At 63.9% G+C, this 11,533-nt stretch carries 8 protein-coding genes; 4 read left to right on the top strand and 4 right to left on the bottom strand.

Going from position 1 to position 11,533, the window contains the following annotated elements; translation table 11 throughout:
- Together AB0C34_RS28110 and AB0C34_RS28105 are read right to left on the bottom strand one after the other, a co-directional pair.
- The coding region (locus AB0C34_RS28110) for an AAA family ATPase (protein ID WP_357079283.1) at positions 1-623 on the bottom strand (623 nt) is incomplete at its 3' end.
- 235 nt (positions 624-858) lie between these two features.
- Positions 859-1,215: a hypothetical protein gene (locus AB0C34_RS28105; protein ID WP_357079280.1), complete on the bottom strand. Its 357-nt coding sequence runs from the start codon at positions 1,213-1,215 to the stop codon at positions 859-861.
- A gap of 359 nt (positions 1,216-1,574) precedes the next feature.
- Between AB0C34_RS28105 and AB0C34_RS28100 the strand changes: the two genes are divergently transcribed.
- Positions 1,575-2,207 carry a hypothetical protein gene (locus tag AB0C34_RS28100; RefSeq protein ID WP_357079277.1) on the top strand — a complete coding sequence of 211 codons (633 nt, stop codon included), beginning with the start codon at positions 1,575-1,577 and terminating at the stop codon, positions 2,205-2,207.
- Between the two features lie 285 nt (positions 2,208-2,492).
- Positions 2,493-4,208 (top strand): GMC oxidoreductase, encoded by a 1,716-nt coding sequence (locus AB0C34_RS28095; protein WP_357079274.1) that lies wholly within the window; start codon positions 2,493-2,495, stop codon positions 4,206-4,208.
- A 92-nt stretch (positions 4,209-4,300) separates the two neighbouring features.
- Here AB0C34_RS28095 and AB0C34_RS28090 read toward each other — a convergent pair whose 3' ends face one another.
- Together AB0C34_RS28090 and car are read right to left on the bottom strand one after the other, a co-directional pair.
- Entirely contained in the window at positions 4,301-5,083 is a 783-nt protein-coding gene (locus AB0C34_RS28090) for a helix-turn-helix domain-containing protein (RefSeq protein WP_357079271.1), read from the bottom strand.
- A gap of 369 nt (positions 5,084-5,452) precedes the next feature.
- On the bottom strand, positions 5,453-8,974 hold the full coding sequence (gene car, locus AB0C34_RS28085; RefSeq protein ID WP_357079268.1) for a carboxylic acid reductase: 3,522 nt from the start codon (positions 8,972-8,974) through the stop codon (positions 5,453-5,455).
- Positions 8,975-9,678: 704 nt separating this feature from the next.
- On the opposite strand from car, the gene AB0C34_RS28080 reads away from it, so the two are divergent.
- Together AB0C34_RS28080 and AB0C34_RS28075 are read left to right on the top strand one after the other, a co-directional pair.
- Positions 9,679-10,098, top strand: coding sequence for a hypothetical protein (locus AB0C34_RS28080; RefSeq protein WP_357079265.1), 420 nt, complete (start codon positions 9,679-9,681; stop codon positions 10,096-10,098).
- A gap of 246 nt (positions 10,099-10,344) precedes the next feature.
- Positions 10,345-11,469: a helix-turn-helix domain-containing protein gene (locus AB0C34_RS28075; RefSeq protein WP_357079262.1), complete on the top strand. Its 1,125-nt coding sequence runs from the start codon at positions 10,345-10,347 to the stop codon at positions 11,467-11,469.
- Positions 11,470-11,533: the final 64 nt, after the last annotated feature.

The following is an 11,533-nucleotide window of genomic DNA, read 5'->3' as shown; positions in this document are numbered from 1 at the left end:
CAGATTTGGTCGGCCATGGTGATGTGGTCGGTGTCGGTGAGGGGGTGGTCGGTGAGTTCGGCGCGTTGGCGGAACAGGGCGAGGGCTTGGCGTTGTGGGAGTGGGGGGACGACGATGAGGTGTTCGTCGGTCCATCCGATGGGTTCGCGGCTGGTGGCGAGGATGGTCAGTGCTGGTACTGCGTCGAGTAGTTGTGCGATGAGGTGTCCGGCGCCGGTGAGGACGTGTTCGCAGTTGTCCATGACCAGGATTGTTTGTCGGGTGTGTCCTGAGGGGTCGGTTCTGGTCAGGGTGTCGATCAATGCTGTCCAGCTGGAGCGTCCGGAGAAGTCGGCTTCGACTATGGCGGCCGCGGTTTCTTCTTCGATTGCTGCTGTGTCGGATCCTTTGGCGAGTCGGGCCAGTCGTACCCAGAACACGGGGGTGTTTCTGGCTTTGCCGTAGCGGCGGAGGGTTTCGGTCGCGAGTCGTGTTTTCCCGATGCCGCCCGGGCCGATCAGGGTGATCAGTCGGGCCGAGCCCACCAGCAGGGCACTGATCCTGTCCAGTTCTGGACCACGGCCGACGAAATCATCCGTGGTCGTCACCGAACCCCCGGCACGCACGCGTCGCGTCGCCGACATAGCACCCCAGCGTAGTCGTCCCAGCTCTGTGGTCGAGGGGTTCCGCGTCGCGAAGGGGCCGGGAACTGGCTACGACGTGCTCTGGTCACCCGGGAGGAGGTGATCCGCGCTTGTACGATCTGCCTTCTGCGGGCCCTTCCCGAAGGCTTCCCCTGCATATCGGCAATCGGAGCGATGACCGCGGCGGTCATCCGACGCGATGCCCTCGTCGGACCGGGTCCACCCTCGCTGGAGGCTAGTTCAGTTGGTTCAGGCGCACATGAACACGGACGCGCCCTTTGTCATCGCGTCGGGCGACGGCATGTCCCGATCGGTCGGTGTTGTCCAGCTGCAGCGAGATGGGGCCGCCCGCCCCGAGAAAGTTGCGCCACCACGTCTTCTGGTCCGGGATGGCCACCATGATGGTGATCTCGTCGCCACTACGTCGAAAACTCACCGGGGTGCTGATCGTCTGTCCGGATCGTCGGCCGAGGTAAGTGATCTCGGTAATGGTCCGGCTGACCCGGGATCCGATCCATGGCGCTTTCATCAACGCCATGACCCCGGCGTTGACCACGCGCGCAACTGGTTTCAGCACCGTTCTCAGTTCCATCACATCTCCTGATTGCCGAACAGGTGTCAGCACCAACCTAACGGACCGCACGTCGATACAGCAGGTAGCGCGGTACCGGCTGACTCGTCTCCGGCTGGCTGGAGCAGAACTGGCCAGACGCTGACGAACCGGGTATTGCGTGATCTTTTGCATACGCCGAGCTCATCGCGATCACGGTAGTTGGGCGCTTCTCCAGGTGTATTGCCGATGCGGAGTCGGCTCCCTCGCCGCTGGCGAGTGTGACGTAGCGAACACCGTAACGGTGGCGCACCGAGTGAACCGGTGGTCGCGGCAGTTCGTAGTAAGGGTGACGAGATGCCAGTCTGCGCGGCATCGAACAGCGATGGAAGGTTCGAAACATGATTTCAGCCAAACGATTTCAGCGTGCCGCAGTCCCGCTCGCAGCGGCCGCGGTCGTTCTCGCCGGCCTGCTGAGCGCCTGTGGTGGCGACAAGAGCGGCCAGGCCGCGCCAACGGCCTCGACGGTGTCGACGGTGGCGCAGGTGGCATCGACGACCGCGGTCGTCCCGGCGCCGGTGCCCGCGGCAGGGCAGGCTCCCGCAGTGGCGAAGACGCAGGGTTGGCTGAAGGTCTACGGCGCAGCAGCGCCGACCGGGACCGTGAACGCGGTACAACTCACCGCGACCAATGACCCGAACATCGGGCAGTACGTGGCGGACGGGTCGGGCCGGTCGCTTTACCGGTTCGACAAGGACACCGCGAAGCCGTCGGTGTCCAACTGCGCTGGGCAGTGCGCCATGACTTGGCCGCCGCTGACCGTGGCCCGTGACCAGTCGGTCTATGTCTCGGGTGTCGATCCTCAGCTGGTCGGTTTCATCGAGCGTGCCGACGGTGCGTGCCAAATCACCATTGGAGGGTGGCCGGTGTACTTCTTCTCGAAGGACACGAAGCCCGGCGATCTGCTCGGTCAGGGCGTTGGCAACACGTGGTTCGCGGTGGCGCCGAATGGCGGCAAGGCCCTCTCCAGGTGACCGTCCGGTCACACATCTGATCAGTCGGCGGACCGGCGATCGGGCCGGTCACGGAGGTTCGAACACGGCAGCGGCTCGGCTGCCGTCGAGGCTCGGCGAATTCGTCTCCGGATTCGCCGAGCCTTCCTATCCGCGCGGGACGACGACTGCACATCGAGCGCGTTCAGAAACATCGCACCACCCGGGGGCCGACGCCAGTGACCGCGGAGGCTGGGGCAGCCTCAACTTCACGCTATCGTTCAACGATCTGGGTGAACTTTCGGGCGCGACGCCATGGGAAATGACATGAAACTCTCACATTCCAGAATCTGGCGACCGATCGACCTGGCACGCGAGCACGCGCTGTCCACCCAGGCAGTACGGAATTACGAGGACCTCGGTGCGCTCCCGTCGGCCGAACGCACCGCCAGCGGCTACCGCCGTTACACCGACCTGCACGACCAGGCCTTGCACACGTTCTTGGCGTTGCGCGCCGGCTACGGTCACCAAGCAGCCGTCGACCTCATGCGCAGCGCGAACCGCAACGACCGGGCTGGCCTCTATCGTCTATTGGACGAACTGCACGCGGGCTTCCTACAAGAACGCCGGACCCACGCCGAGGTCAGCGCAGCGCTCGAAGCCCTGAACAGCGTTCCGTCACCCCGGTATCCCTCCGAGCCGCTCACAGTCGGGCAGTTGGCGCGTAGCCTCGGCATCCATCCCGCAACTCTGCGGCAATGGGAGCGAGCAGGCATCACCGTACCGCCACGCCACCGAGCGACCGGCTACCGCACCTACAGTGCCGAAGCCGACGACAAGGCGTGGAACTACGAGTCGGTGCTGAACATCTACCGTCGCATCGAGGACTGGCATGGTGCACCCGACCCCGACTTCCGGGGAACCGGGGGGCCGGTCTTCGTCGAACCGGCGCCTGATCCCATTCCCCTCGTACCCGCCACGCTGGAGGCCGCCGGTTCGGTAGGGATTCCGACCTTCGAGAATCAGAACGGGCGCATGATGGAGAGCGCCGGCGGCATATCCATCGCGGATATCCGCGTCCGCAATGGATATCGCCAATCGGTATTCCGTTCTTATGTTTTTCCGTACCTGGATCGGCCCAACTTAACGGTGCTCACCGGCGCCTTGGTGACGCAAGTGACGTTCGATCGCAACGTGGCCACCGGCGTAAATTTCTCATACAACGGAACGATGCACCACGCCGCGGCCGGTTCCGAGGTGGTGCTCTCGTTGGGTGCGATCCATACACCCAAGGTGCTGCTCCAGTCCGGCGTCGGCGACAATGCCGAGTTGCAGCGGTTCGGCATCCCCGTGGTGCAGCATCTTCCGGGGGTCGGTCGAAACCTGCAAGACCACCCAGCTTTCGGCTGCATCTGGGAGTATCGGCATCCGCTGCCGCTGCGAAACAGCGGATCCGAGGCAACGTATTTCTGGAAGAGCGACCCCCGTCTCGACACACCGGACTTGCAGACCTGTCAAGGTGAATTGCCGATATACAGTGCCGAGACCGGTGCCCGATTCGATGTACCCGAATCCGGCTGGACGTTGTTCGGTGGCGTCGTTCGCCCCAAAAGTCGCGGCCATGTCCGTTTGACCGGCCCCGATCCCACCGACCCGGTAGAAATCGACACGAACATGTTGTCGCACCCCGATGACCTCGCGGCCGCGATAGCCTGCGTCGAACTCAGCCGCGAGATCGGCAACTCGGCGCCGCTCAGCCCCTTCGTGAAGCGCGAAGTCATGCCCGGCAATGTGCAGGGCGCAGAATTGGAGCGCTTCGTGCGCGATGCCGCCTCGAGCTATTGGCATTTGACGTGCAGCGCCAAAATGGGTCATGACGCCATGTCGGTGGTCGATGGTGTGCTGAAAGTCCATGGGATAGAAGGCCTACGGATTGCGGATGCTTCGATCATGCCTCGCGTGACCACCGGAAACACCATGGCGCCCTGTGTCATCATCGGTGAACGCGCCGCAGATCTCCTCAAGTCCGACCACACACTCTGACATCCGGACAGCGGCGATGACGCGTGATGAGCGCCCGCGCACAGACTGTCCCTCCGTACCGACCGAGTCGCAACCCAGTGGTGCGGCTCGGGTCACTGACGATTCATTGTCGGCTGACTGGACTTCGGGCGGGATGCCTCGCGGGTTGTCGGTACCTGCAGCCGTGCGCTGATCCGGGCCCCGGTAGCGCGGGTCGCTCCCAGCAGCCCGACCGGGGGTCGGCTCCCTGGAACGAGTGTGGTCACCGCTGCCACCTCACCGCCGAGCAGGGGAACCGTCACCGTGACGCAGCTGAGATCTGGCCGCACGGCCCCGGCATCCACAATCGGTCCGGGATGCCCGAATTCGATATGCGCGCGGGCCGGGGCAGATCCCGGTGGCACCATATTCCCCGGTTCGAGCATGGCAATCGGCAGTGGGACGCGAGCATCCAGTGTGTCCAGAAACACCAGATCATTCCCGATTCTGGCGCTGAGCCCTACGCCGGCGCCGGTGGCGGCGGCGAGTTCAGCCATCGGTCGCCGAGCGACGACGCGCAGCCGATGCTCGGGCGTCACCCGAGAACCCAGTCCCAACAAAGTCGCTCCGAGCCGGTACAGGGTGCCGTCGCGTCGCACGGCGTCCACCTCGATCAGTTGCTTGAGCAATCGGTGCACCGTCGGATGCGGGATGCCGGTTGCCTCCGCCAGGTCGACCAGCCGCGCTGGTTCCAATACGCCTACGTACTCCAACAGATCGAATGCGGTGCCGATGATGCTGCGACCGTCATTCTGCGGGCGGGGAGCAATATCTTCTACGTCCAGATCACGAGCCATAGCGTCCAACCGCTTCACCAGCATCGTCGGCACAGCTGACAAACCGACCCCGAAAATCATCACCGTACGTCGAGAGGACGAGGTCGTCGTTCTTCTGCGCATTCACTACATAGCACAAACGTGCGTCGGACGCGACTTGTTCCCTTCGGCGCCGTGGTGACGTGGTCGGAATTCACTGTAATCGGGCCGTATGGCACCGCGCACCACCGAGCCAAGCGCGTATGCCGCCGCGCGGAGTCGACTGCCCTGATTCGTAATTACGAAGTTTGCCCGGATTGTTCATTCGCACTGCGCACAACTGGAAAAGAATCCGAAGCGGCTAGTAGATCAGATCGCCGGCGACGGATGTCCGCACCGACGTGCCGGCTGTCCGGAGCAGCCGGCACGCCCAGCCGCCGATGACGGCTGGTGGAACGCGTCGTTCTGATCTCACAGCAATCCGAGCAACCGCAGGTTGCTGATGTACTTGAGGATGATCGCCGCCGAGACGTGCGGGATATCTTTGTCCGGGCCGATTTTCGCGGCCTGCACCGCGGAATGGAACCGCTTGGTCGACCCGATGGACCCGCGGATCGGCTTCTGGGGTTGTTGATAGCTCTGAATCAGGGGTAGGAGCGAATATTGACGCTGCGGTTCCGGCAGGGACCGCATGGTCGTCTCGAACCTCCGCAACCAGGCGTCATAGTCGGAAATCCGCTGGATCGAGTAGCCGCCTTCGATCAGCCAGTCGACGTATTCGTCGAGCCCGATGCCGTCGTCGTAGGGGTTCATCACGTGGAAGGTCTCGAACTCGTCCACCACCCCACCGAGAGTCGAGATCGCCTCGGCGATGAAATCCACGGGCAGTCCGTCATAGTGCGCGCGTTGACGATTGCCGTCCGCGTCGAGCTGGTAGAAGGAACCGGGTGCGATGCCGGTGGCAACCAGGCTCAACATCAGTCGGGTGAACATGTCCGGCACGTTGAGCTGGCCCTGATACTTGGTGTCCACCAGGATCAGGTCGCAGCGGAAGACCGAGGCCGGCAGACCGCACAGGTCGTGGGCCTCCCGCAGTAGCACTTCGCCCGCCCACTTGCTGTTCCCGTAACCGTTGGCGTAGTTGTCGTTGATCGCGCGCGTCGGGCTGATCACACGCACGTCGGCGTCCTCGACGAATGCCGAGGGCGCGATCTGATCGCCCACGCCAATCGTCGATATGTAGATGAACGGCTTCAGCTTCGTGGTGAGCGCAATCCGCACCAACTCGGCGGTGCCCACGACATTGGGGCCGAACAGCTGGCTGTAGGGCAGGACATGGTTGACCAGCGCCGCGGGGTCGACGATCAGATCGACCGTGTCGGCCAATCGCTGCCAAGTCTGCGGATCGAGACCGAGATTCGCCGCACCCTTGTCGCCGACAACGACCTCCAAGTGATCGGCGGCCATTTCCCGGTAGTGCCGCAGCAACTCCGGATCGCTGTCGAAGACCTCGTCGAGGCGTTCACGCGCCGCCTCGTCATCCTTGGCGCGCACCAGGCAGATCAGCTTGCCACCGACAAAGGACAGTCGTTCGAGCCACTCCAGCGCCAGGTGCCGCCCGAGGAAACCGGTCGCACCGGTCAACAAGACGGTCCGCACCGGGCCGGTCGAACGCGGCAGCGTCGCAGCGGCGGCCAGCGTCTTCGCGTCGATGAACTTGTCGAGGGTCAGATCACTGGCGTACACCTCGGTGGCATCCCGGCCATGGACCGTCGCGAAGGTCGGCCGCTCGGCGCCGGAGGACCGCTCTGCCTTGATGTAGTCGGCGAGGGCTCGCAGGTCGCTGGCCGGACTAACGATGACGTCGACCGGTACATCGATGTCGAAGATCTCATGCAGCAGGTTGGCGAACGTCAGCGCGGACAGTGAGTCTCCACCCAGGTCGGTGAAGTGCGCATCCGGGCGTAGATCGCCGGCCGCCGCACCCAGTAATGCGCCTGCGGCGCGGCTGACGGCCTCCAACACCGGAAGGTCTCGGCCGCTGTGGCGCAACACGCGCAGTTCGTTGCTCTGGGCGTCGGCCAGTTCGGCATAGAGCTGCTCTAGACGGCCGCTGTAGCGGTCTTTGAGAGTCGGCCGTGCCAGTTTGCGGACGCCGGTCAGCAGACCGTTCTCCGGCGTGAACGGCGTCGTCTCGATGATGAAGGCGCGCGGGATCTCATAGGACTGCAGCCCGGCTGTTTTCCCGACATGCTGCAAAGTTTTGCTGATCATCGGCTCGAGCGATGCGATGTCGCCGCCGCGCGACAACGCGTCTTCGGTGGGCACGACAACCGCGAGGAGGTAAGCACGTGCGCTGTTGCCGTAGACGTAGATCTGCTCCACCAATGGACTGTCGACGAATACCGCCTCCAACCGCGACACGGTGACGAACTCGCCCTGCGAGAGCTTGAGCACGTTGTTGCGGCGGTCGAGGTACACCAGATGGTCGGGACCGACTTCGGCCATGATGTCTCCGGTCCGGTAGTAGCCGTCCGGGTCGAATACCTCGGCGGTAACCTCCGGTCGCTTGTAGTAGCCGGAGAAGATGTCGTCCGATTTGACCAAGAGCTCACCGCGCGGATGCGGCCGGTCGGTGTGGAAGTAGCCCAGATCGGGCACATCGACCAGCTTGTAGTCGACCACCGGTGGGCGTCGTGTGCGCCCGTCGACAAAGACGACCCCTGCCTCGGTAGAGCCATAGCCGTCCACCAGATGCAGGTCCAGATAGGACTCGACGAACGTTTGCAGTTCGGCCGAGGTCGGCGCGGAACCGGTGAACGCCGAGACGAACCGTCCACCGAGCAAATTCTGTCGCTGCTCAGCCATGACCTCCGCCGCAAGCGCCGCTCGATCGGCGCCGTCGGACAACCGTCGGTCCAACTCGCTCTGGAACTCTTGGAACAGCATGTCCCAGATCCGCGGGACGAACGCCAACTGGGTGGGCCGCACCAACGCAAGGTCTTCCAAGAGCGTCGAGAGATCGCTCTTGGCCACGAAATAGGTTGTGCCGCCGAGGCCGAACGTCCCATACAGGATGCCGCGGCCCATCATGTGGCTCATCGGCATGAAGCTGAGGGTGATCCACGGCTCTGCGCCGTAAACGCCCAACGCCGAAATGAGTGTCCCGCGCCAGAAGTTGGCGACCAGGTGTTCCGGGTACACCGCGCCTTTGGGTGCGCCGGTGCTGCCGGAGGTGTAGATCAGCAACATCGGAGGATCGTCCCGCTCAGCGCGGTAGGGCACGGCGGGCAGCGACTTCCCCTGTTCGAGCACGTCGGCGAGGGTTTCCACCATCACCTGGCCGCCGGCGCGCGCCAACTGTGACCTGGTGGCCGCCAACGCCTCGCGGTGATCGTCCACCTCGGCGTGGTAGTCGAACACGATCAGTCGCTCGACCGTCTGTCCCGTCAACACAAGTTCGACTGCCTCGGCGAGGTAGTCGACGCTCGCGGCGAGCACCTTCGGCCCGGTCTCCGCGACGATGGGTCGCAATCGGGCGGGAGACCCGCTGTTCTGTAGCGGAACAGCCACCGCGCCGAGACGGATCAATGCCACATCGACGGTTACGTAGTCGACGCTGGCGAAGCCGAGGACGCAGACTCGATCGCCGGGCCGCACGGAATGCGCTGGATCGCCTGCCAAGGCAGCGGCGATCGCACCGGCGCGGTCCCCTAGTTCGCGGTAGGTGATGGTGTCGAACCGGGGCAACAACTCCAGTGCGGTACGACCGGTCTGCGGGTCGTCGACGAATTGCCGCGCACGCTGTCCGACCGCGGGACGGTCGGCGTAACCCTCGATGACGGTTCGCACGATCTCCGCCAGCCCTACCCCGGGGCGCCCGATCGCCTCGGTGATCGCCTCGTCAGGTCGGGCGGCCGCAAACTGTTGGTCGGTGGCGTACAAATCGGCGACGCGGCGTGCGAGCCGCTCTTCACGAATATCAGTAGACACTGCTAGGTCCTCCTCGTCCGGGCAATCGCGGATAAATTGAGGGTTGTCGTTCCACCCGACAAATACGACGTTAGAAGAACTAATATTATTTCCGGCGCACAGCGCCCGGGTCCGGGCTCGCGCTGCGCGGGGGGCGATCCGGGATGATGTGCGTCCGTCCGCGGAGAAAGTGTGCGAAAACGGACAGAACACCCGAATGATAGCGTGCATCGACAATTCGGAATTCTCGGAAATTCAGGGTGGACCCGACTTCCGCTCATGATAAGCGGAGAAATCGGCATCGTCACGCGGCGCCGTCCCGTTGTGATTGGGTGCGCAAGTGCATCCCGGCTGGAGCCGGACGCGCCTTGCTACGGCTAGATGAACGCCACGGCTCCGGTCGATGGCAGTACGAGGAACACGGCCGACCGGTACCCGGCGGCGTGTCCGCACAGAAGTGCCGCCTGCCCAACCTCGCGCGGGACGAACCGTCTGCCCTCGTCCACGAGGTAGGCGGCCGCCACTTCTGGGAACTCTCGGTGCGGTGGTCTGCCGAGCGCCTGGCGTACGGTTACCGGGCTGCAAGTCGGATATTTTTGCTGCGCAACCGAACGACTCGCGCGCGGGACCGTTTGCGCCGCCTGCGGCGAACGATTCCGCGCGGCGAGATGTCACGCGGCCATAAGCGGGCGTCGGTCGTGTTGCCGACTGTTGGAACGAGGGAAATGATCGCAGCCGCGATACTTGTGTGGGGCTTGGTTGCGGGCCTGTTCCACGCGATCGCCATGGTGGTGCTGTACGGAAATCCGTGGGTGGCGCGGATTCATGCGGCACGCGGTGGGTCGACCGCTGCCCCGCAGGGCAGGCGATCCGGACGTCACAATTTCACCATTCAATTTCTAGGCACCCAAATCGAGGTGTATGTCATGACGATCGGATATGTCTGGTTGCATCCCCTACTGCCATTGAATGGACTGCTCGGGGCAATTTTACTGGCCATGCTCTTCGCGGTATTGCGGGTGTGCGCCCCGGTCTGGGCACTCTGGATGCAGCACAGATACTCCAACAGCTACCTTCTGGTCGAGACAGTCGGTGGGTTCCTCGGCAGCATTGTCGTTGCGCTGACGCTTTATGTCCTGATGTGATGGGCATCGCGGCCGCTAGGCATTCGCACCACCTCGAACCGATTCGCGGCAGCGCACAGGGGTCTCGGTGGGAGCTGCGCACAACTGACCATCAGCGGCCGGTACATGGTCCGCGAACCTACATGGTCGTCTCGTTGCGGTTGGCGATCAGCGCTGGCAGGCTAATTGTTTGTGGACCAAGCGCCGGATTTGCCGGCCGCAGGCGATTCGCTCGATCGACAGTTGGACCGCCGAGAAGATCTTCGGATGCTGGCATTGAGCAACCTCGAGCGGCTGGACGAGGAGGTCGACTCGTTGGTCGCCCGTTTGCGTGATCAGATGCCGGAGTACGCGACCGTTCCGATTGCGGAAGTTCGGACCTACACGGCGGCAATCCTCCGGTCCGCCCTCGAGCAACTGACCGTGACGGCCACCGCTCCTGATGCCGGTCGCATCCGGGCGTTGTCGGAGCTCGCACGGCGGCGCGTGGCACAGGGCTTTCCGCTCGAAGCGCTCACCCGAAGCATCCAGCTCATCGCGCGGTTCGTGTTGGCCGCCTTCGATGAGGAAGCCGCGAAGCGCGGAATTGCGCCCCAGGTCGTTTTGGAAGCGCACGACATGGCATGGCAGTTCGCCACCGACGCCGCCGGAGTGATCGATCAAGTTCGGCACGAGATGGCCGTCGAGGCAGTGCTACGAGAAACCCAGCAGCGAGCCGACTTCCTCCATGCACTCCTGCATGGGCAGCTGTCGGCGGTGCGCGTGGCCGTCGAAGCCCGCACATTCGGTTTGGACCCGTCTGCGAAGTATCGACCCTTGTGCGCTCGGCCGGCCACCGAGCGTGACCGTGCCGCCCTGACCGCGGTGGTGCGCCGCACCAGCGCAACACCAGAACACCAGCCGCTTCTCGCCATCGTCGACGGGAATCTGGTGGCCGTGGTGCCGAGACGCCCGGTGGTCGGGGATCGATGGCTGGTCGCCGTCGCGGAACCAACAGTCCTCACCGACCTCGCCCCGTCATTCGACGAGGCAGTGTCGACCCTGGAAGTCGCACAGACCTTCGGACTGACCGGTGTGGTGACCATCGCAGACCTGGGACCGCTCCCCCTCGCCATGCTGGGAGCCGACACGATCGCCCAGCTCGAACGCCAACACCTGCATACACTCGACGACGGTCAACCCGGTCGCCGGGACGTGGAGAACACCGTGTGGAGATTCCTCGAGCATGATCGAAACCTCGACCAGACCGCGCTCGAGCTGCATGTCCATCGCAACACCGTGCGGTACCGGCTCACCCGCTTCCACGAGTTGACCGACCTCGACCTACGCCACACCCGCGATGTAGTACTGGCATGGTGGCTGCTTGCCCACCGCCGTGTCCGCAGCTCGTGACGGTTTTGGCCAATCGTGCTAAACAGACACCTCCACTCGCTGTCCCGCCGAACATGGTCCAGTG

Source organism: Nocardia sp. NPDC049220 (genome assembly GCF_040647855.1).
Lineage (GTDB): Bacteria > Actinomycetota > Actinomycetes > Mycobacteriales > Mycobacteriaceae > Nocardia.
The sequence above is the reverse complement of the archived record's forward strand: the minus strand, read 5'-3'. Positions and strand labels throughout refer to the sequence as shown.

Coding starts and splice junctions, on each gene's coding strand:
- AB0C34_RS28105 (WP_357079280.1), bottom strand. CDS start 1,215: ATGGAACTGAGAACGGTGCTGAAACCAGTTGCGCGCGTGGTCAACGCC.
- AB0C34_RS28100 (WP_357079277.1), top strand. CDS start 1,575: ATGATTTCAGCCAAACGATTTCAGCGTGCCGCAGTCCCGCTCGCAGCG.
- AB0C34_RS28095 (WP_357079274.1), top strand. CDS start 2,493: ATGAAACTCTCACATTCCAGAATCTGGCGACCGATCGACCTGGCACGC.
- AB0C34_RS28090 (WP_357079271.1), bottom strand. CDS start 5,083: ATGATTTTCGGGGTCGGTTTGTCAGCTGTGCCGACGATGCTGGTGAAG.
- AB0C34_RS28080 (WP_357079265.1), top strand. CDS start 9,679: ATGATCGCAGCCGCGATACTTGTGTGGGGCTTGGTTGCGGGCCTGTTC.
- AB0C34_RS28075 (WP_357079262.1), top strand. CDS start 10,345: ATGCTGGCATTGAGCAACCTCGAGCGGCTGGACGAGGAGGTCGACTCG.